Here is a 24,381-nt window from a genome sequence, read left to right as displayed (position 1 = left end):
AGCCCATTTCTGAGTTAAAATCTTTACTATAATATAGAATTGTTTTTTATAAAAAAACACTATTTTTGATACTTTGACAAAGTTAGTATTTGTCAATCGATATTCAAATCTTAAATTTCAACCTTTTTACAATAGAAAAAAATCTGAAATTTAAAATCGTTAATCAACAATCTGAAATCTATATGCCTCTAACCATAATCAATTCGTTTGCCTCTTGGGTTCTAAAACAAAGAATCCATCAGATTGAACTTTTCCTAAAATACCCGAATGAGGTTCAGGAAGAATTGCTTATGAATTTAATTCAGTCATCAAAAAACACTGCATTAGGCAAAGAATATGAGTATGCTTCGATACATTCCTATGCGACTTTTGCCGAAAGAATCCCTATTTCGACCTACGAAGAATTACAGCCGTTGATTGAAAGAACCCGCAAAGGAGAGCAAAATGTTTTTTGGGAAACACCTATAAAATGGTTTGCCAAATCAAGCGGAACAACCAACGCCAAAAGTAAATTTATTCCAGTGAGCAATGAAGCGCTGGAAGATTGTCATTATAAAGGAAGTAAGGATTTGTTATGCTTGTATCTAAATAACAACGAAGATTCAGAACTGTTTCTTGGAAAAAGTCTGCGTCTTGGCGGAAGTTCCCAAATCTATGAAGACAACAATACGTTCTTTGGGGATTTATCCGCAATACTAATCGAAAACATGCCTATTTGGGCGGAGTTCAGCAGTACGCCAAGCAACAAAATTTCTTTGATGAGCGAATGGGAAACTAAAATTGCTGCGATTATAAACGAAACAAAAAACGAAAATGTAACCAGTTTTGCCGGAGTTCCTTCCTGGATGTTGGTTTTAATGAATAAAATGCTGGAAGAAACCGGAAAGGGAAATTTATTTGAACTTTGGCCTAATCTGGAAGTGTACTTTCATGGAGGTGTAAATTTTGAACCCTACCGAGACCAATACAAAAAAATACTCCCGAAAAAAGATTTTAAATATTACGAAATATACAATGCCTCCGAAGGATTTTTTGCCATTCAGGATTTAAATTATTCCAGTGATTTATTATTGATGTTGGATTATGGAATTTTCTATGAATTTATTCCAATGGATACTTTTGGGACACCGGAACAAAAAGTAATTCGATTGGCAGATGTGGAACTGTTCAAAAATTATGCTTTGGTGATTACAACCAATTCTGGTTTGTGGCGCTATTTGATTGGCGACACCGTCCGTTTCACCTCATTAAATCCATACCGAATTCGGGTAACGGGAAGAACAAAGCATCACATCAATGTTTTTGGAGAAGAATTGATGGTCGAAAACACGGATCAGGCTATTGCCAAAGCGTGTAAAATGACCCAAATGGAAGTAGTTGATTACACTGTTGCGCCTATATTTATGGAAGGCAAAGAAAAAGGCGCCCATGAATGGATGATTGAATTCAAAGACAATCCAGCGGATGTATCTCAATTCCAGAAAGCACTGGATGAATCCATACAATCTTTAAATTCAGATTACGAAGCAAAGCGCTACAACAACATGACACTAAACCCGTTAGTAATAAATGTAGCCCGGAAAAATTTGTTTTATGATTGGTTAAAAGACAAAGATAAACTCGGCGGACAACATAAAATTCCAAGATTATCAAACCAAAGAGATTATCTGGAACAACTGAAAACCATGCAGTTTCAAACTGTATAAAAAAACGAGAAGATGAAAAATACTTTCTACATCTTGATTACACTTTTTTTGTTGAGTTCCTGTGGACCGCATAGAATGAGTTGTGGCGCCAGAGGAATTTGTAAATCTCCCGAAAAACAAACACTGGAAAAACCTGAAAAAGGGTTTACCGTTAAAGCATAAAAAAGGCTGTCCGAAAATTACTTTTTGGACAGCCTTTTTTTATAATTATTGGAATCTTTTATTCCTCCTCCATCATATCAATATGTCTGTCGTGATACCCTAATAGGTATAAAACACCATCGAGGCCTAAACTGGAAATAGAACTTTCTGCTTTTTCTTTTACCGTAGGTTTGGCATGAAAAGCAATTCCTAAACCTGCTAAATTCAACATTGGTAAATCATTGGCTCCATCACCCACAGCAATAGTTTGATTGATGTGAATGCCTTCTTTTAGCGCTATGGCTTTTAGATATTCTGCTTTCTTTTTACCATCCACAATTTCGCCAAGATAGTTACCCGTCAATTTCCCGTCTTTAATTTCCAATTCATTGGCGTGAACGTAATCAATTCCTAGTTCTTTTTGCAAATAATGACCAAAATAGGTGAATCCTCCTGATAATATAGCCGTTTTATAGCCGTAATATTTCAAGGCTTTCATCAAGCGATGCGCTCCTTTTGTTATAGGCAAATTTTCAGCAACACTTTGCAGTACCTCTTCACTCAAACCTTCTAACAAAGCCATACGTTGTTTGAAGCTTTCGCTAAAATCAATTTCGCCATTCATCGCTGCTTCCGTGATGGCTTTTACTTGCTCACCCACACCCGCTAACTCAGCCAATTCATCAATTACTTCCGTTTGAATCAAGGTCGAATCCATATCAAAACACACCAAGCGTCTGTTTCTTCTGTACATATTGTCTTCTTGAAAAGAAATATCCACATCCAATGTTCTGGAAATCTCCATAAAACTGGCCGTCATGAACGTTTTATCGACAATCGTTCCCGTTACCGATAATTGTATGCATGAACGAGGAAACTCTTCTTTATCAATGATAGAAACCCTACCCGTTAATCTTTTGATAGCGTCAATATTTAAATTTTGGTTGGACAAAATTCTAGTCACAGCCGCTAATTGTACCGCTGTTAGTGTTTCTCCCAAAACATTGATGATATAGCGCTGTTTGCGTTGTGCTTTTACCCAAATTTCGTAATCAGCAATAGAAATCGGAATAAACTTAACTTTAACACCTAATTCATAGGCTTTAAACAATAAATCTTTTAAAACAGGTCCAGAGGAAGACCCCGCTTTTATTTCAAATAAAATACCTAAAGATAGTGTATCATGAATATCTGCTTGTCCAATATCTAAAATAATGGCATCATAAGTCGCCAAGATGGATGTTAAACCAGCTGTTACCCCTGGTTTATCCTGACCAGAAACTTTTAATAAAATAACCTCTATGTCTTGTACCTGCATTTTATAATTATTTGATTTAGAATGGACAAAAATCGTCAATCTGAAGTTGATAAAAAAAAATAATGTTCCTTTTTTTAAACAATAACAAATAGTTTAAATTACCTATAAAAAAACCTGTCCAAATGAATGAACAGGTTTATTTTTATGAGAAAAACGCAATCCAAGAGTACGCCCGAATTTGTTTTAACGCTAATTATTTTTCATTTTCGTCAAAATTCACCATCCAATTGATTCCAAATTTATCAGCAAACATTCCAAAATAAGCACCCCAAAAGGTTTGATTCATTGGCATCGTCACCGTTCCTCCTGCCGAAAGTCCGTTAAACAATTTATCTGCTTCTTCTTTACTCGCAGTATTAATTGAAAGTGAAATATTTTGTCCAAAAGCAACTTCTCCACTTGCCGAATTACTGTCGCTTCCCATCAGGATTGTCCCGTCACCGATAGGCAAAGTAACATGCATAATCTTATTGCCTTCCGCTTCAGAAAGCACGGGATTCCATTCTGCCGGCGGCATGTCTTTAAATTTTCCAATATAAGGGAATTCCCCACCAAATACTGATTTATAAAATAGAAATGCTTCTTCGCAGTTTCCATTAAAAACTAAGTACGGATTAATTGCTGCCATGATTGTAATTTTTAAATTAATATATTATTTTTCTTCTGAAAGTTTCTTTACCAAATCTAATGCTTTTGGCCATGTCGTTTTGAAATAATCGATGTATTTTTCGACTGCATCCATTTTTGCTTCTAAAACAGTAACTCCATTGTCTTCGGTCAAACGGTACATTTCCATAGCACCCGTCCATTCTTGAGTCGCATCATCAACAGGCATTTCCTGAAATTTTTTGATTTCACTCAAATGTTTAAAAGCCATGTATTCATTATCAATTTTCTTGAAAATAATGCTGTTCATCCCGTCTCCGTTTGGAGATAAAAAATGAATTCTACTCCCTTCTTTCCAATCGCTTTCTGCATAAGACCCTTCACAAAAAATAGAGGTCCATTGTTTGTATGTTTCTTCATTCCATAAAACGTCCCAAACTTTTTCTTTGGGAGCATTTATCTCGATTTTAAATTCCAGTGTTGTCATTTTGTTTGTTTTTTAAATTGACTTAAATCCTACTGTTTGGGCATTTTACTAAAATCCATGTATAACATATTCCAGCGATGCCCGTCTAAATCCGCAAAACCACAGCCATACATCCACCCTTGAATTTCGGCTGGCTTGTCAAAAACTATACCTCCGGCTTCTTCTACTTTCTTGGCGAATTCATCCACTTCCTCCCTGCTTTCTGCATCAATTGAAATTAACACTTCAGAACTTGATTGTGTATCTGTAATTTTATTTCGCACAAAACCTTCAAATACCGCTTCCTCAAAAAGCATGACTGCAAAATGAGTAGCTCCAACTGACAAGCATGTTGATTGCGGAGTAGCGTATTGTTCATTAAAAGAAAAACCTATTTTGGCGAAAAATGCTTTTGATCTAGCCACCTCTTTTACAGGCAAATTAAGCCATATTTGCTTTGTCATTTTGTACGTTTTTAAAGGATTGCATTTTCAACATATTTTTTAAAATTATCCAAAATTGCCTGCCAGCCATTTTTCTGCATTTCTTCAGGATTTACTGTTTCCGGATCAAAACTTTCTATCACTTTTATGCCTTCTGCATCTTTTTCAAAAACAATTTTCACTTTTCTCCCATCTGCCATTTCGTATTCTATTAATGAAAGATTCACCACATTCGTATAAACTCCTTCGAAATCAAAACGCATTGTACCGTCTGTTGAAGCCATGGTGTATTTGAATTTCCCTCCCACTTTCAAGTCATTTTCCGCAAAAGGAGTATGCCAATCCTCTGAGGCATTGTTCCACTTCATGACATGTTCCGGAGCAGTCCATAATTCCCAGATTTTCTCAATTGAAGCGTTTATTGTACTTTGTACTGTTATCATTTAAAGTTCCCTTTTTAAATTTCCGACTATAAATTTACAAAATATTTAAAGTCGGTTCTCTTTTATAATCAAGAATATAACTTTAAAATAATACATAAAAAAACCTGCTCAAATGAATGAACAGGTTTACTATTTTTAGAAAAGATTACAATTAATCTTTATCAGAATTCAAATTACGAAGCAATTTCCAAACGTTTCAATAAATTTTTATTCAACGTTTCTTTGGCATATTCTCTATCAATTTCTAAGATTTTATCATCAGAACTTGGCAGTTCATACATCGCATCGGTTAAGATAGCTTCGCATAAAGAACGCAATCCACGAGCACCTAATTTATATTCTAATGCTTTATCCACAATAAAATCCAAGGCTTCGTCTGTGATGGTAAAAGTTACCTCATCCATCAAAAACAATTTTTCGTATTGCTTGATTAACGCATTTTTAGGTTGTGTCAAAATCGCACGCAAGGTTTCTCTGTCTAAAGGATCCATGTGTGTCAATACTGGCAAACGACCAATAATCTCAGGAATCAATCCAAAATCTTTGATGTCTTTTGGGATAATGTATTGCAACAAATTGTCTTTGTCAATATTATCCACATTTTTTGAAGTCGAATAACCCACGGCCTGACGGTTCAATCGTTTCGAAATAATTCTTTCGATTCCATCAAAAGCACCACCGGCTATAAACAAAATGTTTTGTGTATTGACCTCCACAAATTTTTGGTCCGGGTGCTTGCGTCCTCCTTTTGGTGGTACATTCACAACCGTTCCTTCCAATAATTTCAATAATGCTTGTTGCACCCCTTCACCAGAAACGTCACGCGTAATAGACGGATTATCACTTTTACGTGCAATTTTATCTATTTCATCAATGAATACAATTCCGCGTTCCGCTTTGGCAACATCATAATCAGCAGCTTGAAGTAGACGAGTCAAAATACTTTCGACATCTTCTCCTACATAACCTGCTTCAGTTAATACCGTTGCATCAACAATAGCCAAAGGCACATCCAACATTTTTGCAATGGTTTTAGCCACCAATGTTTTTCCTGTTCCTGTTTGTCCCACCATGATGATGTTACTTTTTTCAATCTCAACCTCATCGTCTAATTGCTGTTGCATCAAACGTTTGTAGTGATTGTAAACTGCAACCGACATTACTTTTTTAGTTTGGTCTTGTCCAATTACATATTGATCTAAGAACGCTCTGATTTCTTTTGGTTTTTTCAAAATCAAATCACCAACCAGTTTTGAACTCCCGCTGGATTTTAATTCTTCTAAAACAATTCCGTGTGCTTGTTCGATACATTTATCACAAATATGTGCATTGATACCAGCAATCAATAAATTGGTTTCTGGCTTCTTTCTTCCACAAAACGAACACTCTAATACTACTTTTGCCATTCTTTTTTTGTTTAAAGTTTAAAAAGTTTAAAGTTTAAAGTTCCCGCAGCAACCTTAAACCTCAAACCTTAAACTTGTAACTATTTTTATCCTCTTATTAAAACTTCATCAATCATTCCGTATGCTTTTGCTTCTTCGGCAATCATCCAATAATCACGCTCGCTGTCATTGTGTACTTTCTCGAAAGTTTGTCCAGAGTGGTGAGAGATGATTTTGTATAACTCATCTTTCAGTTTCAACATTTCGCGTAAGTTGATTTCCATATCTGTTGCAACTCCTTGAGCTCCACCTGATGGTTGGTGAATCATTACTCTTGAATGTGGCAATGCTGAACGTTTTCCTGCTGCTCCTGCACATAAAAGCACTGCTCCCATAGAAGCTGCCATTCCTGTACAAATAGTGGCTACATCTGGTTTGATGTATTGCATGGTGTCATAAATTCCTAATCCTGCGTAAACGCTTCCTCCTGGAGAATTCAAATAAATTTGAATATCCTTAGAAGCATCGGCGCTTTCAAGGAACAATAACTGTGCTTGAACGATGTTTGCGATTTGGTCATCAATTCCTGTTCCAAGGAATATAATTCTGTCCATCATCAGCCTTGAGAAAACGTCTAATTGTGAAATATTCAACTGACGTTCTTCAATGATATATGGAGTCATGTTTTTAGGAGTCATTGCGCCTACGATTTTATCGTAATACATGGAGTTTACGCCGTGGTCCTTTGTAGCAAATTTTTTAAATTCTTTACCGTAGTTCATATTTTTTTGTTCTAAGTTTTACGTAATATCTTGTGATTCGATTTAATGCAAAGGTCATACCTATTTACAAATGATGTCAATATGTCTTATTTTTAGCCCAGATGGGAGTAAAAAGCTTTTTGAATTCCGTTTTTTAGTTTTTTTATTCTTGCAAAGCGACTGAAAGAAGCTCTTGCAGGAATTTAAAAAACAGAAACGGAAGAAAAAACTTGAAACGTACAGCTGGATTAGCTCCTGAAATTAATTCAAACAAAAGAGCGCCAAAAAATATTTTTTCTGACGCTCAAATATAACTATTTTTTATTGTTTTGTCTTTGTAATAAAATCTTAAAATTTGAAACAACTAACGAAATTTGATTCCCATTTTTCAACTTTTGACTTTATGACTTTTGACTTTACGACAATACTTTATTCTCCGTAAGAAGCAGCAATAAATTCTTCGTAAGTCACTTCTTTAGTAGTAGGATTTGCTTTTTCTTTGAACAATTCCAATAATTTCTCAGCAACAACTTGGTCAGAAAGTCTTTTCACTTCGTCTTGGTTAGACAAAACTCTAGCTACAATTCCTTGAACTTCTTCGTCAGTAGGATTTGTTTGCCCGAATTGCGCCATTTGTTGACGAATATTTTTTGTAGTGAATGTTTTCAAGTCTTCAAAAGTGATTTTGATATCAGATTGAGCCATTGCTCTACCTTCGATCAATTGAAAACGCAATCCTTTTTCAGAACGTGCATATTCCACTTCAGCTTCCTCAGGAGATAATTTTTTCTCACCAACAGTTTGCAACCATTTTTTAAGGAATTCAGCTGGTAAATCAAATTTTGTGCTTTCGATTAAGAACTCCGTTACATCACCTAATAATTTTTGGTCAGCTTGTTGTGCAAATTGATTTTCAGCATCTTCTTTGATTTTTGCTTTCAATTCTTCAAGTGAAGAAACAGTTCCAGCTCCAAACAATTTATCGAACAATTCTTGGTTCAATTCTGCTAATTCAGCAGTGTTGATAGCTTCGATTGTGAAGTTTACATCAACATCTAAACCGTGAACGTCATCATGACTTACTTTCATCACGTCCATCAATTGGTGGTCGTCTTCAAATAAACCTTTAGTATTTACAGTCACTACATCACCTACTTTTTTACCTATGAACAAGTCAAAAGTCGCTTTGTCTTTGAAAAGATCAGCAGCAATAGTGGTAGCGTTATTAATTCCTTTTTCTTCGTTAGTGAATGTTCCCGTTACATCTGAATCTGCAGCAACAACCTCTTGAGGAATTGCAGTTCCAAATTGTTTTTGGATTCTTTCCACTTGACCGTCGATTAATTTATCGTCAGCAGTAACCACATATTTTACGATGTCGTTTTTAGCATCTAAGTCTAAAGTGAAGTTTGGAACCAATCCAATTTCATATTCAAAAACCAATTCTTCAGCATCCCAAGAAAAATCTTCGTTTACTTTAGGAAGTGGCGTTCCAAGAAGGTTTAATCTTTCTGATTGTACGAAACGCTCTAGAGCCAAATCAACAACTTTCTGAACTTCTTCTTGTTTAATAGCTTTACCGTATTGTTTTTCAACAAGATCTTTAGGCACCGCTCCTTTTCTAAATCCCTTAACAGTTGCCAAAGGCATTTTTTCGTTTATTCTTTTTGCAACTTGTCCTTTGTAATCCATGTGAACAACAGTCATTACAATTGTTTCATTCACAGCGTCTATTGCTACTCTTTTGATATCCATCTTCTTCTTTAATTTACATAATAAAATTGGGTTGCAAAATTATAAAATTTTTGCAACCCAAACAAGCTTTTTATTCACGATCCTGATCCCGAAGCTTCGGGACGGGACGGGATTGAATTTTAGGCTGTTATTTGACAAAATCACAGGCCGGAAAAGGAAAATAATTTGGGCGTGTCCCTGCAGATTACTTGTCGTTCCTCCTCGCAACTTTGGGTCAGGCTGTCCGTTATAATCTTTTATTGCGCTTCGCTTCATAAAAGGATTTCCACTGCCATCCTTCACGCGGCTCGAGGTTTTCAATAATATAAAATTGCTTTGATAATTTATAAGATAATTATTATATATTTGGATTACTAATAATGTATCACTTTTATCATGCAAAGCTAGCCAGCTATGGGTGGATAAGTTGTACGTTATCAGACCTATAAACAAGTTAGCGATAATTATAATAGAAACATAATCTTAACAGAAAACATATGACAGTTTGTAACACTTTTCAGCAATTAGCTGTTTATACTTGGACACAGATAAACCGTAGCCGAAAAGTAAACTACCAGCTTAAAGAAGAAACTCTTACTGACATGATTGTTTTAGAATTAAAGAGAAAACATGGTCATCAAGTGATAACCCATACTTTTTCAAAATATTATGAATCTAAGAATGGAGCAGATTGGGAATGGTGGTTTAATAATAATGGAAAATGGATAGGATTTAGAATTCAGGCAAAAATAATTAATAACAAAAGTAATGAATTCGAACATTTACATTATAAAGGAAAAAAAGCAGTAATGCACCAATGTGATACTTTAATACATAATGCATTAACAACTTCACCTCCAAAAATTCCTTTATATTCACTTTTCCTAAGTACTAATGATAAATCGTTACTCAAAAGGTGGTTTTGCAAAACATTCACATTAGATAGAAAATTTTGGGGTTGCTCACTAATTAATGCTTTTGATGTGCAAAAATTGCGTTCATCTAATATCAAACATTTACGAGATTTGGAAATGTTAATAAGACCTTGGCACTGCTTAGTATGTTGCTCTGGATATCATGGCAATGACAAGATTCAGCAAATGGAAAATTACGCTAAAGCAAATTTTCCATTAGATAATAATATTATCAAAGAACTAAATCTAAATATTCCAGAAAGTTTTATTACAGAAAACCCTCCCGATTACGTTCTTAGTTTATTTAAAAATGAAAGCGCAGAAATTCAGCCTCCTGATGAAAATCTATATGGAATTTTGATAATGACTTTGGCATCTAATGATGAAATTGCCCAATAACTACCGCTAACAGTGGTTTTAAGCAAGTGGAAGCTTAAGGCTTAACTGAAAGTTCTTTTTGTATATTTGGCTTCCGTTCTAAACCGAAAATTAAGTAATAAAAGTTCCCACCTGCTTAAAGCAACGGGATGTTAACAGAAATTTTATGATACCATTCGCTAAACAAGTTTCAGAAATTCATTTAATATATTTAAAAAAAACGCAAGAAATTGTGAACTACAATATATATAATGAATATACTAATTTAATTATTGGTAGCCTTAGTGTTTCGGAAATAAAAAAAGCAATAGAAAAATCGAAAAACGCTTCTGCAACTTATAGGGGTTTTAAAAATTCCAAAGATATAATTACTAAAAAGAGAGCTTATGAAACGATTAATCATGAGCTAATTTATAAATTACATTTTCAAACCTTTGAAGAATATTTGTCCAATTTTCTGTATTTATGCTTTAGTAAGTTTCCAAAATTTATGAATTCTGTTGATTCAAAAAATGACATCCCTTATGACAAAATCTTTAATGATGATAGTAGTATTGAAGATATTAAAGACTTTATGGTAACATTTCGCGTAAAAAAGATAATTCAAAGTAATAATATTATTGAAATTATAACGAAAATTGAAAAACTATTCAATCTCAATTTCGAATTGTCAAATGAACAATTAGATATGCTCTTTCTGACATCATTAAATAGAAATCTATTAACTCACAATAATGGTATTGTAAATCAAGTTTATCTTCACCAATTAAAGTTGAGAAGTCTTACAAGTCCTTTAAAAAAAGGTGATGACATATTTGATGTAATTAGTAGCATAGAGTTTCCTGATATTTATAATATGTTTGAAATTGCAAAGATTATAAGTAAGAAACTTGAAAGCGATGAAAATAGATTGGTTAAGCATCATGAATCAATGCTGTAAAACTTCTCTTAATGGCAGTTTGGCGCAATGTCTTGTTCAGTTTTTCTCAGGTGGAAATTACTCCCGCTCCGCAAAATGTTAATTAAAAGAATAAATTTGTCGTATAAACTCCAAAACCAGCTCCGCAAAGTATTCATTCAAAGAATAAAGTTGTCGCACAAGCTGCGCAAACGTCTCTGACTTTGCGCCCACAATAATGAGCAAATAAAATATAATAAGTGTAAAACGTAAACGGCATATAGGATTTGGCACAAAGTCGGGAGACTTTGCGCAGCGTAATATATTGTAAATAAGTATAAATTAATATCAATGGAATACATACAAGAAGAAAGTACAAATACATTAATTTTTTATTTCTTTTTCTGGATTTTTGTTGCTTTTTTAATTGTCAAATGGGATTTATACGAAAAGAGAAAAAGCGAGAAAAAAAATGAATATAGAGATTCCTTATCAAAATTTAGAATACGCGGAATATTTATAATAATATTGATTGGACTATTTGCTACTGTAAAAGAATTGCTAAATAGAATTTAATATTTACCTCTGCTCCGAAAGCTCAATTACTCTCTTATTTCATAAAATCCATAACCAACAAAAAAAGCCTCGAAAAATAATTTTCGAGGCTTTTTAAGATAATTGTTTATGAGTTGTAGCCCGTAGCGGAATCGAACCGCTCTTACATGGATGAAAACCATGCGTCCTAACCGATAGACGAACGGGCCTTGTTTTTCTATTTCGGGTGCAAAAATAGCACTATTTTTGAGATGCTCAAAGCCAAACCCAAAAACCTTCAAATAAAAATAGCCTGTATTGAACTTGTAAATTGTAATCAATTCAGAACTAACAGCTACCACAAATAAGTTTTTTTTAAAACAAGCTGATTTTTCAAAGAACAAATCTAAAATCTAATGAAAGGCAACGTTTGTAAACACAAATAATAATAAAATAGTCCTTAATTCAACGTTACTTTTGTACTTTTGAAATAATAATTAAAACTAAATAGATTGACAAAGTATCTAAAATATCTCCTTTCTCTCTTTCTGGCTTTTGGCCAGATGGTGAATGATGGTGCTTTAGATTCTCCATCAAATTCAGCAGATTATTACCGATTCTCGAACGTAATTCTAAGACGAGAATTAAACCATAAGGGTTCGAAATTATATGTGTTCCATCAGATAAATTCATCTGAAAAAACGGCATTCCTATTTCAGTTAGCTTATCTCCAATTTCAAGATATTTTTAGTCTTCAAATTCCGATTCTTCTAAAATTACAAACGCAGCTTTATCAAAAAGTATGTTCATTTGCATCTCAACACATTTTTATAAATGAGATGATTACTTCCCGAAATTCCTATAAAAGTTTATACACAGCCTAGAAATTTCTTTCTACGCATTTATGCAATTCCATGCATAAAGATGATACCAAATGTCTAATCATTTATCATTTACAAAATGTATAAACACAAAACTAAAACACGTTTAGAAGAATCTAAACGCCCTATTCATTGGGCAAAAAGAAAAATTATGCTAATTATTACCGCCTTTATGATCGGGATGTCAAACGGAATGAATGTGGGAGATCATACGATTCACGGAAATCAAAATCATACGGAACAACATAAAAAAGATTAATTTGATTGCTCATAAATACGTTATAACACAAAAGCTATAAACGAGAATAGTATTAAAAGTCGGGTTGCGCTACGGCGTCTCCCGACTTTTTAGCTATTTCAAAAAGCTATAAATTTGAGTAAGAAATTGGGAAACTTAAATAGAAATCAAAACAGCAATAGCATCACCAACAGCTACAAGACCAGTTCCAGAACCTATCAAGTTTTGCCCAAACAACACGCTATTCCCTACTGTTCTGTATTTTGCCAAAGTCCGTAAAGGATCTTTTCCTGAGGTCACTCCTTTTTCTTGGTCAATAGTTGTCATTACACATCTTCCGCAAGGTTTCACCCCAAAAAAAGTTAGCTCACCTATTGTAAATTCTTTCCAAGATTCTTCTTCATAAGCATCACCGCCTGTACAAACAAAATTAGGTCGAAACCGATTCATCGGCAGTGCTTCCTTCATACGCGAATTCAAATCATCCAATGACGATTGACCAATCAACAAAAAAGGATAACCATCCGAAAAAGAATTAATATCAGCTTCCGTAACGGCATATTTAGCCTCTACTTTTCGGTGACTTTCTTCGGGCATGTAAACCAAACGAGCCGAAAATCCCAATATTCTGGAAAACCAATCTGAAATAACTGAATCGACTTCATACGCCTGAATGGAGTCCTCCCAAACCATCACATCAATTTTAGTTTTGGTCTCCGAAAAAGATTGATGCAACGGAAGTTGTATTGTTTCTAATTGTACGCGATGTGTAATATTCAGAAAATCCCCTGCAATTTCAGGTTGAAAAAGAGCTAATTCCGAATGTTCCCTTTGCGACAGAAACAATCCGTTTTCATCAACCAACAACCAACGGCGGTCGTGTTCCAAACCACGATCGGTCACTTGAGCTTCTTGCAATTTAATTCCACCTAATGATTTTACAGGATAAATCCAGATTTCTGAAAGTTGTACCATAGCAGTATATTTTTCCCAAAATTACAAAAACAAAGTATTCCGTTTTTAATAATTCAAACTCAATCCAAAACCCATTCCCATATCACTGTCGTAATGCGTGGTAATTCCGAAATTTCTCTTGACAATATAGCGCAAACCCGCCATGTATTCTTTGTCCGTATTCCACATTAAATTCATGCGCAATCTTTTGGAAACCGGAATATCCATGCGTTCAAATTGCAATCTGAAATTCCCGTCTGTAAATACTTCGGCTTGTGCTTTGATGAGCATTGGCAACGTATATTCGACTCCGGCACTGAAAACAGCGCGATTGTCTTTGGTATTCGTTTGACCAAAAAGATTCTCTTCCATTTCTCCCATTTCCATTTTTCGATACCTCCAGTCAAAACCAATGAACGGCATCAGCCATTGCATTTTCCCGATGTAGCGTCCAATGTGCGTTTCGGTTTCATACCCGTGATGATTGGTGTAGCCCAAACGCCATTCGGTACCAATACTCCAACGCGTGTTTTGAATCATCAACATTCCATCGTTTCCATTGGTGGCAAAATCATTTTCGGCCATCACATGAAAAGCTCTGTCATCAGCAAACAATTTGCGTTGCGCTAATTTTGGATTTGGAATCAAAGGATTTGGCTCTTGATTTTCATAACTAAAAACCCTGCCCATTCCCGCCATCATGTGATAGAGAATGTGACAATGAAAAAACCAATCGCCTTTAACATTCGCATTAAACTCAATCGTATCGGTTTCCATCGGCATAATATCGATGATATTTTTCAATGGAGCGTATGCTTCTTTTCCGTTCAGCACTCTAAAATCGTGTCCGTGTAAATGCATCGGGTGGCGCATCATGGAGCCATTGAAGAGTACAATTCGAACATTCTCCCCTTTTTTAATTAGAATTTTATCGGTTTCCGAAACTACTTTATTGTCCAGACTCCAAACATACCGATTCATGTTTCCTGATAATTCAAACCGCAATTCTTTTACGGGTGCGTCTTTTGGCAAGGTTGTTTTCGTGGGTGATTTCAGCATCGCATAATTTAATGTCGTGATATCCGAAAGTGCGTTGGAGTCGTACTGATTGTGATTGGCATGTTCATCCTTTTTCTGACTTTCGCCTTTCTCCTTTTGACTGTTTCCAGTAATTTCAGGATACATCACCACATTCATGTCCATTTGGTTGAGTGACATTTGCATGCCCATATCATCTAAATCCCCATTCATTTTCATCATACCGTTCATCATTTTCATCCCTTCAAAATACTTTAATTTAGGCAAAGGCGCAATCAATTGCTTGATGCCATCTCCTAAATACAACGAAGCCGATTTCGTCCTATCCTCCGAAGTGACTAAAAACTCATACGCCGTTTTATCGGCAGGAATCGTTACAACAACATCATAGGTTTCAGAAACAGCAACGATTAATCGGTCGACTTCAACAGGTTCCACATCATTTCCGTCACTAGCAACCACGGTGATTTTTCCTCCGGCATAATTCAACCAAAAATAGGTAGAAGCACCACCATTGGAAATTCGCAATCGGACTTTATCTCCCGCTTTAAACTGCGAAAGCTGACTTTCATTTTTCCCGTTGATCAGGAATTTATTGTAATACACATCACTTACGTCCATGGCGTTCATACGTTTCCATTCGTTGGTGACTTTTGTCTTGAAATGTCCAGCTTTTATAGCTTCAGAATAACTTTGCGTAGTTCCTTTTTGAATCGCAAACCAATCCGTCGCATTGTGTAACATTCGATGCACATTTTCCGGTTTCATATCCGTCCATTCACTCAGAATAATTGGAACGGTTGGCAAATCATCAATTCCTTTTCTAAAGGTTGGATCATCCAATTTTTTATTCATTACAAAAGAACCGTACATCCCAATTTGTTCCTGCAAACCCGTGTGACTGTGGTACCAATGCGTTCCGTGCTGGATAATTGGGAACGTATATTTATGCGTAGTGTGTGGTTTGATGGGCATTTGTGTCAAATTAGGCACGCCGTCTTCTTTATTGGGCAAAAATAATCCGTGCCAATGCAACGAAGTATCTTCATTTAATTCATTATGCACATAAATTTCGGCAATATCGCCTTCGGTAAACGTGAGTGTTGGCATGGGAATTTGTCCGTTTACGGCAATCGCTCTTTTGGGTTTATCACCAAAAGTGACTATCGTGTCCCGAACATATAAATCGTAACGAACTACTTTTTGCGCGGCAGCATTCAAAGCAAAAAGCAAGATTATAATTATAGAGTATTTTTTCATATTAAGATACTGTTTTTTTTTTAGCGGAACATGGCATCGCCATTCTTCATGCCGATTTCATTTTATAATTTTAAATTTCGCAATCGCAACGCATTTGCAATTACGGAAACAGAGCTAAAACTCATCGCCAAAGCCGCAATCATTGGCGAAAGCAACACTCCAAAAAACGGATACAAAACGCCCGCAGCAATTGGAATTCCCAACACATTATAGAAAAAGGCAAAGAATAGATTTTGCTTGATATTTTTCATCACGGCATGGCTTAAGTTTTTGGCTTTTACAATGCCTTGCAAATCACCTTTCACCAACGTTATTTTCGCGCTTTCAATAGCCACATCTGTTCCGGTTCCCATCGCAATTCCGATGTCGGCTTGTGCCAAAGCCGGAGCATCGTTGATTCCGTCACCTGCCATAGCCACAATTTTCCCTTCGGATTGCAATCGTTTAATTTCTTTCAGCTTGTCTTCGGGCAAACAGCTCGCTTTAAACGAACTTAGATTCAGTTGTGTAGCCACTGCTTTTGCCGTATTTTCATTATCTCCCGTTAGCATAATCACCTCAACTCCTTGGCGCATCAGTTCTTTTATGGCTTCGACACTTGTTGCTTTTATGGCGTCAGTTATCGATACAAATCCTACCGCGATTCCGTCCACTGAAATGTAAGAAACCGTTTTTCCTAGTTTTTGTTCGGCTGTGATTTTATTTTCTAATTCTTCAGAAACTGAAACATTTACTTGCTCCATTAATTTTTTATTTCCGAGCGCCACTTTTTTGTTGGTTACTGTTCCAATGACTCCTTTCCCTGAAATCGCTTCAAAATCCTTGACTTCGATTAATGAAACTGCTTTCGCTTTCGCAAAATTGACTACGGCTTGCGCCAAAGGATGTTCGCTGTATTGATTTAAAGATGCGATGCTTTGCAACAAAGAATCTTCTTCATTATTCAAGGAAAATACTTTCTCCACAGAAGGTTTTCCTTCGGTAATTGTTCCTGTTTTATCCGTAATCAGAACATTTACTTTGTTCATGTTTTCCAGTGCTTCGGCATTTTTTATCAAAACTCCCGATTGCGCTCCTTTCCCAACACCAACCATGACTGACATGGGCGTAGCTAATCCCAAAGCGCAAGGACAGGCAATTATCAATACGGCAATCGCATTGATAAACCCATAAACCATTGCGGGTTCAGGACCAAATTGTGCCCAAACAAAAAAAGTAATTGCAGATACAAAAACCACAATTGGCACAAAATATTTAGCGATTTTATCCGCTAGCTTCTGAATCGGTGCTTTAGAACGACTGGCGTTATTGACCATTTGTATAATTTGCGAAAGCAAGGTTTCCGAACCTACTTTTTCAGCAATCATCACAAAAGATTTATTGCCGTTTATCGTTCCGGAACTAATGCTGTCGCCTATTTTTTTATCAACAGGAATGGGTTCACCTGTTATCATCGATTCATCAATGGTACTTTCACCATCAGTGATTTTTCCATCCACCGGGATTTTATCTCCAGGTTTTACCCGCAATAAATCGCCTTTTTTGATGTCGTGAATCGAGATGACCGTATCTTTTCCATCGCGTACCAAAACGGCTTCGGTCGGCGCTAATTTCAACAATTCTTTTATCGCCCCACTTGTTTGGCTGTGTGCTCTGGCTTCTAACAATTGTCCTAATAAAACCAATGTTAATATGACTGTTGTTGCTTCAAAATAGAGCGAAACCGTTCCGTTATGCGTTTTGAATTCATCCGGGAAAACAGCTGGAAAAAACATTCCGACTAAACTAAATAAAAACGCCACGCCTGTACCAATCCCGATAAGGGTAAACATATTGAGATTCCAAGTAACAATGGATTTCCAAGCGCGCTCAAAAAACATCCAACACGCATAAAAAACGACCGGAAGCGAGAGTATTAATTGTACCCAATTCCAGTTTTGTGTATCCATAATTTTCATTAATGGATTATTAGGAATCATATCTGACATGGCAATAATAAAAACAGGAACGGTACACACAACCGCTATTTTCATTTTGCGCACCAAATCATTGTACACTTTATTTTCTTCAGAATCGGTAGGTTCCATTGGCACTAAATCCATTCCGCAAATGGGACACGAACCGGGACCGTCTTTGATTACTTCGGGATGCATGGGACACGTGTACATTGTTTTTGCAGCACTTAATTCTGGCACTTTTTCCAAATTCATTCCGCACACCGGGCAACTTCCGGGTTTATCATAGACTTTTTCGCCCTCACAATGCATCGGGCAATAGTATTTACCTTGTGAATTAGCGGGTAAAATTACGGTTGGTTTCTCTATTTGTTTATTTGAACTGCAACACGATTTTTCGATTGGCTTTTCGGTAGCGTGATGAGAATCAGTCGCATTATTCATGGCAATTGTATAGTTTCCGGCTGCAGTTAAGGTCTCTTGTAATTGAGCCGTGGGAATATGTTCATCCATTGTTATTGTCGCTATTGGCGGATCCAAAGTAACTGTCGCATGAATTCCATCGATAGCATTCAATGTTTTTTCGACCTTGGAACGACAACCGTCGCAAGACATTCCAGTGATTGTATAGGTATGTTTCATAATGTTGAATTAAAAAAAATCGGTTCTATAAAAAGTATAGAACCGATTTTAAAAAATTTTAATGTTGATGATTCTCTTCTTTTTTGTCACTTTTTTTTGGAGTCATTTGCATACCACATTTGGGACATTTTGCTGGTTTATCACTCATTTCTTTCGGGTGCATTGGACAAGAATAGGCCGGTTTCTGAACGTCCTGAGGAGTCATTTTCATTCCGCATTTAGAACATTTTCCAGGTTTATCAGCAGTTGTACCATCCATTTTACAAACGTATTTTGTAACTACTTCTGTTTTTTTCCCTTTCCCTGAAGTGTCGTGTTTTAGTGTTTTTACTAATTTCATTCCACATTTACTGCACTCTCCTTCTTTACTGCTCATCTCTTTTGGGTGCATGGGACACGAATACATTTCTTTATTCATTTCCTTTTGGGAAGATTTCACAGCTTCTTGAGCTGATGCCATTGAATTTACTGCTAAGAACACGCTTAGTACGATAATTAATGTTTTCATTTTTTCTATTATTAAAATATTAAACTAAAGATTCATTTCTACTGTTCAAAGGTACTCGACCTGATATTTTGACTTGTTGTAGAATTTTGGAAATGATTTGTAAATTTTACAATCCATCAATTTGCAATCTGTTATTTTCTTTTAATTGTTTAAAATGAGTTGGCGTTACGCCCGTGATTTTTTTAAACTGATTACTCAAATGTGCTACATCGCTGTAATTCAATTTAATTGCAATTTCACTTAAAGTTAATTCTTTATACATTAATAACTCCTTTACTTTTTCAATTTTTTGAGCAATAAAATAATGCTCAATAGTTGTGCCTTGAACTTCTGAAAATAAATTACTCAAAGTACTGTAATCTTGCCCTAGTTGCCCTGACAAATAGTGCGATAAATTGGTTTTTAATTCATTATTTTGATGGTGTACCAAATCAATAATTAGGCATTTGATTTTCTCTATAAGTATCGTTGTTTTGTCTTCTAACAATTCAAATCCAAGCGATTGCAATTTAACTTCTAACTCTTGCTTTTGATTCTCCTTGAAATTTTCCAATAGTTCCACTTCCCCCAACTCCACCGAAACAGGAAAAATTCCAATCTTTTCGAGTTCGGATTTCACAACCATTTTACAGCGATCGCATACCATATTTTTGATGTAGAATTTCATCGCTATTAAATTGCTTCCACCATTCGGCCACAAGTTAACATCTCAGAACCGTAATATGGATTTTTAACGTCTTTGGTTTCGCTTATCCAATAGCCATCTTTCCCTTCATTGTACATTGGGCAATAATCCTGATATAATTTTTGGTCTGTTCCAAAGGTTTTTATCAAATCATGTACATCTTTGCTCAACAGTGCAAAATATTCTCTTTGATGATCTATTTTCCCGGCGTTATCACCAATATGTTTCACATGTTTTTTTGCATTTTCGGCAATGTCATTGTACTTGTTTTTCAGTTTTACATTTGAAATAGTATTCGAATTTACTTTGTCAAACGTGGCATACAACCCTTTTCCAGCATTAGCAGCGGCTTTAGAATCATCTTTCACCAATGCGTTTTTAAGCTTTAAATAACTGCTTACTATTTCATTAATTGTAAACGAATTTGCAGCAACAGTTTTAGTGGTTGCTACCGTATTTTCTGTTTCAACATCAGTCGTTACGGCATCATTTTTTTCCGCCTTTGGCATTTGCGCCACTTTCTCTGATAGTTCCATTCCACATTCCGAACATTCTGCTCCTTTTTCACCGGTAACTTCAGGGTGCATTGGACACGAATACAATTCCGATGTCGTTTTGGTTGCAACCGGTTTGTCAGCTTCCGTTTCTTTATTTTTTTGGTTACATGAAACCGACACTAATGCTAATGTGATTATTGATAAGATTGTATTTTTCATTTAATGAATTATTAATTGTTAATTATTGTAGCAAATTGCTGTATTGTTTGACAACTGTTTTTTTAAAATTCAAATGATAATGATTGTTACTTGTATCATTTTGAAACATTGAAAAAGTTATATTCTAAGTTCAGATAAAATCCATTGGGCGCAGAACGTAGCATAGAACTGTATAATTCTTGTCTGTATGCCACATCAATCCGTGCCTGACTGTTTACAATAAATTGAATGGAAGGCACAATATCCAAATATGATTTCCCATTTTCGTTTAATGTCTGCCCAACAAACTCAAGCATTGTATTGATATTTGTTTGCTTAAAATTAGTGTATTTTTTTGGATACATCAATCTTCCTAACGATACTGTATAATTGGTAGCGTTATCACTTTGTGTTGTTGGAAATCTGTAATCCGGTTTATTATCGAATGCTTTTTCAAAACTGACAGAAGCACTTATGGCTACCTTTTTTATAAGCTGCGTAGCTACAATTCCCGTTTCAAAACCAGTATTATGCCCCATAATTTCTATCTGTTCCTGATGGATATCGGCATTATTAAAACTATATCTCCCAAATGCTGCCATCCTAAAATGACTATGCAAATCATCCGTGGAAAGGAAACGATATTTAGTATAAAAACTGGCGCCTTCAGTAACCAATTGATTGCTCCTATTGCTAACAAACATTGATGTTCTCACCATCAAATTTTTATTGATACCCCACGTAACTTCGGGCATGAGATGATAACTATATCCTGATTTCATTTGTTCCTTGAAAATGGATTGTCCCAAACGAATTCCTAATGAACCCGCAGGAACATTGCTTGCCGGATCAGTTACCACAAAAAGTTCCTGAGCCGATATTCCTTGAATAAGAAAAAACGAAAATGCGATTAAAAACTTCCTCATTAAATTACAGTTTTGATATGGTAATCGTCTTCGTTATCCAATGGATATGACGCTGTTTTTGAAAACGTTTTAAGCAGTTTTTTATGCTCTTTTTGAGTTACATATCCTTTATCATAAACCTTCAATTTGGTTTCCCCGTTACTGTTTTTAAGTTCTTCATTCAATAAAACGAAAGTAGAACCGTTTAATGAAATGGTTTTATCTCCTTCGATTTTTAAGTTCTCTGTAGGTACCGTAATTACTAATGAACCGATAAAAAAACCTGCTTTTTCAACACCTTCTTTCAGTACTCTGGGCATTATTTTACTTTCTTTTTTAAAATAAACCGTGAAGGTATTTGTGTTCAAATCAGTACTCACACTGTCCACACCAACGGTTGCTTTTAGTTGTTTGTTTATAGCATTAGAACACATAGAACACGTTAAACCTGTAGCAATTATTTCCGCTTTTGAGATTTGAGAATAGGATTTTATACTTGTTATTAAAAACAAACAAGCGATACCAATGAATTTTAAATTTATATTTTTCATTTTACTTTATTTTTTTATTTTCATTATTATTTCTTGCTCCGTTGGATTGATGGCAACTAATTTTCCTGATGCATCAAATAGATACGAATTAGGTAATGCTTCTACTCCAAAAAGCAGCGCAGATTTAGCATCAAAACCTTTAGCATCGATTAATTGCTCGTATGCTAATTTATCTTTTTGAATAGCATTCATCCACTTCGTTTTGTCCGTATCCAGGGATATCCCAACAATTTCGAAGTTATCATTTTTATATTGATTGTATAAAGGAGCCAACTTTTTATTAGCCAATCTACAAGGCGCACACCAAGAAGCCCAAAAGTCAATCAAGACCGTTTTTCCTTTGAAAGAAGTCAAATTTATTGTTGCTTCTTTATTGTTTTTAAGTTGAAAATCAGGCAGGCTGTCTCCAATTTTCATTTGTGCAGTTGCAGTTGAAATACTGATTATTAAACTGAATAGTAGCATTATTTTTCTCATTTTATATTCCTTTTATACAGTTATTGAATCGTTTCGACTGTTTTTCCGCAAGTCATCATTTGAGAACCGTAATATGGGTTTTTAACCACGTTCTCTTTACTCAACCAGTTTGCGCCTTTACCGTCATTAGCCATCGGACAAAACTGAAGGTAAACCGGAGTTTCGTATTTAGCCACTTTTATCAATTCGTAGATTGATTTTGAAAAAGGAATAAAAATTTCTCTTTGACGTTTGATGTCTTGTGTTTCCGAAATATTCTTGGCCCCAGCCCTTAAACCGTTCATTTCTTTCATCCAAACGATGTGAACATCCATAGCAAGATTATTCATTTTCACTCCATTTAATGCTGTCAAAAGGTCTTTCGCAACAGTAGCGGCAGCTTTTCCGTCTGTTTTTACCAAAGCATCTTTCAATAAGAAATAGGTATCAAAAACAACTTTTAATTCCGTATCCACTTGTTGTTTTGCAACTGCAGTATCAGAATGACTGGCGTGGTTTGCATGATTCTCTGCAGCAGCGGTTTCCATTTTCATCTCTGTTGAAACAGCTACTTTTGCTTCTCTTTCATATTGACAACATCCATGTAATGCATCGTAAGTATCATCCGGAGCAAGAAATTTATCGCTGTCGTAACCGGCTAAAGCAATGCGTTTCAAGATTTCGTCTTGAGTCGTTTTAGAGGAATCATACGTAAGTGTTGCCATTTTGGAATCTTTATCCCACTCGACTTTCGCAACTTTTTTCAGGGTTCCGGCAGTTTCTATCTTGCTTTTACACATGTCACAGTTTCCGTATATTTTTACTGTTTCTGTTGTAGCATTTTTAATTTGCGCGCTTGCAATTGTAACTGAAAGCAATAGTGTTATTGCCATCAATATTCTTTTTATTGAGTTCATTGTATGAATAATTTTGAGGTGAATTAGTCGCAAAAACATTGAAAACAATAGCGCATTTTGCTACATTTCAAATTGTATTCGACTAAAATTTAATGATTGTAAAAGCATAAAATGCTTTGAAATAGACAGTCTTTTGGCTGTCAGAAAAAGGAATTTAGCTTATTTTAGGTGGAAGCCAAATAGAACGGAAATCTGAAGAAATAAAGATTTCTGAGTAATAGTAATTTTGTTTTTCAGTAGAAAAACTAAAGAGTTGATTATTCAATTCAGTGTAAGACAACGAAGTCATCCCTAAATAGACTGTTGAACTGCTGCAAGTAACATTTTTACAAGCACCATTACAACCTTCATGAGATTTCTCTTTTGAAGACTGTCCTTTTTTACAACATTCTTTTTTATCCTTTTTTGAAGAGGATTCTTTTTTGCAACATGCCTTCTCCGTTTTTGTTCCACATGCAAAAGCCACGCTTGGTGTCATAAAGAAACCAAGCATAACTAATAGCACTATGTAAAACTTTTTCGACATTGTTTATCTTATATAGAAGCACAAAGGTATAAAATTATACAAATACTGTAAATTAATTCATTCACAAATACATGTTAAAACAATTCCTTATTTTCCTTCGCCTAATATTCCATTCATTATGGACTGTAATAATGACAAGATGATACTAAAGAATAAGGCGGTCCAAAAGGTGTCTACGCTAAATCCGCCAACAATTTTTGTACACAACAAAATCATTAATGCATTAATTACCAATAAAAACAATCCTAAAGTAATGATGGTAACCGGCAATGTAAGTATTACCAATATTGGCTTGATAAATATATTAAGTAACCCCAGAACAATTGCTACGATTAATGCTGTAGTAAATCCTGCTACATGAACCCCCGGCATAAAATTCGCAATTAGCAATACTAAGCCCGAAGTGATAAGAATTTTGATCAGTAAATTCATAGATTTTTGTT

Annotated in this window: 27 protein-coding genes and 1 tRNA gene; 7 read left to right on the top strand and 21 right to left on the bottom strand. The window is 35.3% G+C overall.

All coding sequences use genetic code 11. The features are described 5' to 3' along the window. Window positions 1-182: 182 nt before the first annotated feature. Window positions 183-1,706, top strand: a complete 1,524-nt coding sequence (locus tag CLV00_RS06560; RefSeq protein ID WP_099716259.1) for a GH3 auxin-responsive promoter family protein — start codon at window positions 183-185, stop codon at window positions 1,704-1,706. Between the two features lie 12 nt (window positions 1,707-1,718). Beyond that, window positions 1,719-1,868, top strand: a complete 150-nt coding sequence (locus CLV00_RS16385; protein WP_158234587.1) for a hypothetical protein — start codon at window positions 1,719-1,721, stop codon at window positions 1,866-1,868. Window positions 1,869-1,926: 58 nt separating this feature from the next. On the opposite strand, the gene serB is transcribed toward CLV00_RS16385, so the two are convergent. The 8 genes from serB to CLV00_RS06520 all read right to left on the bottom strand — a co-directional run bounded on the left by serB (window position 1,927) and on the right by CLV00_RS06520 (window position 9,024). Further along, window positions 1,927-3,165 (bottom strand): phosphoserine phosphatase SerB, encoded by a 1,239-nt coding sequence (gene serB, locus CLV00_RS06555; protein WP_099714378.1) that lies wholly within the window; start codon window positions 3,163-3,165, stop codon window positions 1,927-1,929. 193 nt (window positions 3,166-3,358) lie between these two features. Then, window positions 3,359-3,793, bottom strand: a complete 435-nt coding sequence (locus tag CLV00_RS06550) for a VOC family protein (RefSeq protein WP_099714377.1) — start codon at window positions 3,791-3,793, stop codon at window positions 3,359-3,361. Between the two features lie 24 nt (window positions 3,794-3,817). Next, a complete protein-coding gene (locus CLV00_RS06545; protein WP_099714376.1) occupies window positions 3,818-4,258 on the bottom strand; it encodes an SRPBCC domain-containing protein in 441 nt (146 codons plus the stop codon). 29 nt (window positions 4,259-4,287) lie between these two features. Then, window positions 4,288-4,701 (bottom strand): VOC family protein, encoded by a 414-nt coding sequence (locus CLV00_RS06540; protein ID WP_099714375.1) that lies wholly within the window; start codon window positions 4,699-4,701, stop codon window positions 4,288-4,290. A gap of 11 nt (window positions 4,702-4,712) precedes the next feature. Continuing rightward, window positions 4,713-5,123 (bottom strand): SRPBCC family protein, encoded by a 411-nt coding sequence (locus tag CLV00_RS06535; protein ID WP_099714374.1) that lies wholly within the window; start codon window positions 5,121-5,123, stop codon window positions 4,713-4,715. Window positions 5,124-5,296: 173 nt separating this feature from the next. Beyond that, window positions 5,297-6,529: an ATP-dependent Clp protease ATP-binding subunit ClpX gene (gene clpX, locus CLV00_RS06530; RefSeq protein ID WP_099714373.1), complete on the bottom strand. Its 1,233-nt coding sequence runs from the start codon at window positions 6,527-6,529 to the stop codon at window positions 5,297-5,299. 86 nt (window positions 6,530-6,615) lie between these two features. Continuing rightward, window positions 6,616-7,290 carry an ATP-dependent Clp endopeptidase proteolytic subunit ClpP gene (clpP, locus tag CLV00_RS06525; RefSeq protein ID WP_039108847.1) on the bottom strand — a complete coding sequence of 225 codons (675 nt, stop codon included), beginning with the start codon at window positions 7,288-7,290 and terminating at the stop codon, window positions 6,616-6,618. A 408-nt stretch (window positions 7,291-7,698) separates the two neighbouring features. After that, entirely contained in the window at window positions 7,699-9,024 is a 1,326-nt protein-coding gene (locus CLV00_RS06520; protein ID WP_099714372.1) for a trigger factor, read from the bottom strand. Between the two features lie 476 nt (window positions 9,025-9,500). On the opposite strand from CLV00_RS06520, the gene CLV00_RS06515 reads away from it, so the two are divergent. The 3 genes from CLV00_RS06515 to CLV00_RS06505 all read left to right on the top strand — a co-directional run bounded on the left by CLV00_RS06515 (window position 9,501) and on the right by CLV00_RS06505 (window position 11,769). Further along, a complete protein-coding gene (locus CLV00_RS06515; RefSeq protein ID WP_099714371.1) occupies window positions 9,501-10,316 on the top strand; it encodes a DUF6615 family protein in 816 nt (271 codons plus the stop codon). 145 nt (window positions 10,317-10,461) lie between these two features. After that, window positions 10,462-11,235, top strand: coding sequence for a hypothetical protein (locus CLV00_RS06510; RefSeq protein ID WP_099714370.1), 774 nt, complete (start codon window positions 10,462-10,464; stop codon window positions 11,233-11,235). Window positions 11,236-11,544: 309 nt separating this feature from the next. After that, window positions 11,545-11,769 carry a hypothetical protein gene (locus CLV00_RS06505; protein WP_099714369.1) on the top strand — a complete coding sequence of 75 codons (225 nt, stop codon included), beginning with the start codon at window positions 11,545-11,547 and terminating at the stop codon, window positions 11,767-11,769. Window positions 11,770-11,885: 116 nt separating this feature from the next. On the opposite strand, the gene CLV00_RS06500 is transcribed toward CLV00_RS06505, so the two are convergent. Continuing rightward, window positions 11,886-11,957, bottom strand: a tRNA-Glu gene (locus CLV00_RS06500). Between the two features lie 282 nt (window positions 11,958-12,239). Between CLV00_RS06500 and CLV00_RS06495 the strand changes: the two genes are divergently transcribed. Next, window positions 12,240-12,611, top strand: coding sequence for a hypothetical protein (locus CLV00_RS06495; RefSeq protein ID WP_099714368.1), 372 nt, complete (start codon window positions 12,240-12,242; stop codon window positions 12,609-12,611). A 76-nt stretch (window positions 12,612-12,687) separates the two neighbouring features. Then, entirely contained in the window at window positions 12,688-12,867 is a 180-nt protein-coding gene (locus CLV00_RS06490; RefSeq protein WP_091165592.1) for a hypothetical protein, read from the top strand. A gap of 135 nt (window positions 12,868-13,002) precedes the next feature. On the opposite strand, the gene CLV00_RS06485 is transcribed toward CLV00_RS06490, so the two are convergent. From CLV00_RS06485 to CLV00_RS06430, 12 genes are all read right to left on the bottom strand, one after another. Beyond that, window positions 13,003-13,821, bottom strand: a complete 819-nt coding sequence (locus tag CLV00_RS06485; RefSeq protein WP_099714367.1) for an MOSC domain-containing protein — start codon at window positions 13,819-13,821, stop codon at window positions 13,003-13,005. A gap of 45 nt (window positions 13,822-13,866) precedes the next feature. Further along, window positions 13,867-16,098 carry a multicopper oxidase family protein gene (locus CLV00_RS06480; RefSeq protein ID WP_099714366.1) on the bottom strand — a complete coding sequence of 744 codons (2,232 nt, stop codon included), beginning with the start codon at window positions 16,096-16,098 and terminating at the stop codon, window positions 13,867-13,869. A 62-nt stretch (window positions 16,099-16,160) separates the two neighbouring features. Further along, a complete protein-coding gene (locus tag CLV00_RS06475; protein ID WP_099714365.1) occupies window positions 16,161-18,695 on the bottom strand; it encodes a heavy metal translocating P-type ATPase in 2,535 nt (844 codons plus the stop codon). Window positions 18,696-18,753: 58 nt separating this feature from the next. Further along, on the bottom strand, window positions 18,754-19,203 hold the full coding sequence (locus CLV00_RS06470; protein WP_099714364.1) for a heavy metal-binding domain-containing protein: 450 nt from the start codon (window positions 19,201-19,203) through the stop codon (window positions 18,754-18,756). Window positions 19,204-19,309: 106 nt separating this feature from the next. Then, the gene (locus CLV00_RS06465; protein WP_099714363.1) at window positions 19,310-19,870 is read right to left on the bottom strand and encodes an AraC family transcriptional regulator; all 561 of its coding nucleotides are present in this window, start codon (window positions 19,868-19,870) and stop codon (window positions 19,310-19,312) included. Between the two features lie 5 nt (window positions 19,871-19,875). Next, window positions 19,876-20,604, bottom strand: a complete 729-nt coding sequence (locus tag CLV00_RS06460; protein WP_099714362.1) for a DUF3347 domain-containing protein — start codon at window positions 20,602-20,604, stop codon at window positions 19,876-19,878. Between the two features lie 95 nt (window positions 20,605-20,699). Then, the gene (locus CLV00_RS06455) at window positions 20,700-21,509 is read right to left on the bottom strand and encodes a hypothetical protein (protein ID WP_099714361.1); all 810 of its coding nucleotides are present in this window, start codon (window positions 21,507-21,509) and stop codon (window positions 20,700-20,702) included. Next, window positions 21,509-22,039 carry a heavy-metal-associated domain-containing protein gene (locus CLV00_RS06450; protein ID WP_099714360.1) on the bottom strand — a complete coding sequence of 177 codons (531 nt, stop codon included), beginning with the start codon at window positions 22,037-22,039 and terminating at the stop codon, window positions 21,509-21,511. The genes CLV00_RS06455 and CLV00_RS06450 overlap by 1 nt, the downstream gene beginning before the upstream one ends. Before the next feature lie 6 nt (window positions 22,040-22,045). Then, on the bottom strand, window positions 22,046-22,516 hold the full coding sequence (locus CLV00_RS06445) for a TlpA disulfide reductase family protein (protein ID WP_099714359.1): 471 nt from the start codon (window positions 22,514-22,516) through the stop codon (window positions 22,046-22,048). A gap of 20 nt (window positions 22,517-22,536) precedes the next feature. Continuing rightward, window positions 22,537-23,412, bottom strand: a complete 876-nt coding sequence (locus CLV00_RS06440; protein WP_099714358.1) for a DUF3347 domain-containing protein — start codon at window positions 23,410-23,412, stop codon at window positions 22,537-22,539. A 154-nt stretch (window positions 23,413-23,566) separates the two neighbouring features. After that, on the bottom strand, window positions 23,567-23,938 hold the full coding sequence (locus tag CLV00_RS06435; RefSeq protein ID WP_143394880.1) for a hypothetical protein: 372 nt from the start codon (window positions 23,936-23,938) through the stop codon (window positions 23,567-23,569). Between the two features lie 87 nt (window positions 23,939-24,025). Beyond that, window positions 24,026-24,370 (bottom strand): phage holin family protein, encoded by a 345-nt coding sequence (locus tag CLV00_RS06430; protein WP_099714356.1) that lies wholly within the window; start codon window positions 24,368-24,370, stop codon window positions 24,026-24,028. Window positions 24,371-24,381 lie beyond the last annotated feature (11 nt).

The sequence above is a fragment of the Flavobacterium sp. 11 genome (assembly GCF_002754315.1).
Lineage (GTDB): Bacteria > Bacteroidota > Bacteroidia > Flavobacteriales > Flavobacteriaceae > Flavobacterium > Flavobacterium algoritolerans.
The sequence above is the reverse complement of the archived record's forward strand: the minus strand, read 5'-3'. Positions and strand labels throughout refer to the sequence as shown.

Coding starts and splice junctions, on each gene's coding strand:
- CLV00_RS06560 (WP_099716259.1), top strand. CDS start 183: ATGCCTCTAACCATAATCAATTCGTTTGCCTCTTGGGTTCTAAAACAA.
- CLV00_RS16385 (WP_158234587.1), top strand. CDS start 1,719: ATGAAAAATACTTTCTACATCTTGATTACACTTTTTTTGTTGAGTTCC.
- serB (WP_099714378.1), bottom strand. CDS start 3,165: ATGCAGGTACAAGACATAGAGGTTATTTTATTAAAAGTTTCTGGTCAG.
- CLV00_RS06550 (WP_099714377.1), bottom strand. CDS start 3,793: ATGGCAGCAATTAATCCGTACTTAGTTTTTAATGGAAACTGCGAAGAA.
- CLV00_RS06545 (WP_099714376.1), bottom strand. CDS start 4,258: ATGACAACACTGGAATTTAAAATCGAGATAAATGCTCCCAAAGAAAAA.
- CLV00_RS06540 (WP_099714375.1), bottom strand. CDS start 4,701: ATGACAAAGCAAATATGGCTTAATTTGCCTGTAAAAGAGGTGGCTAGA.
- CLV00_RS06535 (WP_099714374.1), bottom strand. CDS start 5,123: ATGATAACAGTACAAAGTACAATAAACGCTTCAATTGAGAAAATCTGG.
- clpX (WP_099714373.1), bottom strand. CDS start 6,529: ATGGCAAAAGTAGTATTAGAGTGTTCGTTTTGTGGAAGAAAGAAGCCA.
- clpP (WP_039108847.1), bottom strand. CDS start 7,290: ATGAACTACGGTAAAGAATTTAAAAAATTTGCTACAAAGGACCACGGC.
- CLV00_RS06520 (WP_099714372.1), bottom strand. CDS start 9,024: ATGGATATCAAAAGAGTAGCAATAGACGCTGTGAATGAAACAATTGTA.
- CLV00_RS06515 (WP_099714371.1), top strand. CDS start 9,501: ATGACAGTTTGTAACACTTTTCAGCAATTAGCTGTTTATACTTGGACA.
- CLV00_RS06510 (WP_099714370.1), top strand. CDS start 10,462: ATGATACCATTCGCTAAACAAGTTTCAGAAATTCATTTAATATATTTA.
- CLV00_RS06505 (WP_099714369.1), top strand. CDS start 11,545: ATGGAATACATACAAGAAGAAAGTACAAATACATTAATTTTTTATTTC.
- CLV00_RS06490 (WP_091165592.1), top strand. CDS start 12,688: ATGTATAAACACAAAACTAAAACACGTTTAGAAGAATCTAAACGCCCT.
- CLV00_RS06485 (WP_099714367.1), bottom strand. CDS start 13,821: ATGGTACAACTTTCAGAAATCTGGATTTATCCTGTAAAATCATTAGGT.
- CLV00_RS06480 (WP_099714366.1), bottom strand. CDS start 16,098: ATGAAAAAATACTCTATAATTATAATCTTGCTTTTTGCTTTGAATGCT.
- CLV00_RS06475 (WP_099714365.1), bottom strand. CDS start 18,695: ATGAAACATACCTATACAATCACTGGAATGTCTTGCGACGGTTGTCGT.
- CLV00_RS06470 (WP_099714364.1), bottom strand. CDS start 19,203: ATGAAAACATTAATTATCGTACTAAGCGTGTTCTTAGCAGTAAATTCA.
- CLV00_RS06465 (WP_099714363.1), bottom strand. CDS start 19,870: ATGAAATTCTACATCAAAAATATGGTATGCGATCGCTGTAAAATGGTT.
- CLV00_RS06460 (WP_099714362.1), bottom strand. CDS start 20,604: ATGAAAAATACAATCTTATCAATAATCACATTAGCATTAGTGTCGGTT.
- CLV00_RS06455 (WP_099714361.1), bottom strand. CDS start 21,509: ATGAGGAAGTTTTTAATCGCATTTTCGTTTTTTCTTATTCAAGGAATA.
- CLV00_RS06450 (WP_099714360.1), bottom strand. CDS start 22,039: ATGAAAAATATAAATTTAAAATTCATTGGTATCGCTTGTTTGTTTTTA.
- CLV00_RS06445 (WP_099714359.1), bottom strand. CDS start 22,516: ATGAGAAAAATAATGCTACTATTCAGTTTAATAATCAGTATTTCAACT.
- CLV00_RS06440 (WP_099714358.1), bottom strand. CDS start 23,412: ATGAACTCAATAAAAAGAATATTGATGGCAATAACACTATTGCTTTCA.
- CLV00_RS06435 (WP_143394880.1), bottom strand. CDS start 23,938: ATGTCGAAAAAGTTTTACATAGTGCTATTAGTTATGCTTGGTTTCTTT.
- CLV00_RS06430 (WP_099714356.1), bottom strand. CDS start 24,370: ATGAATTTACTGATCAAAATTCTTATCACTTCGGGCTTAGTATTGCTA.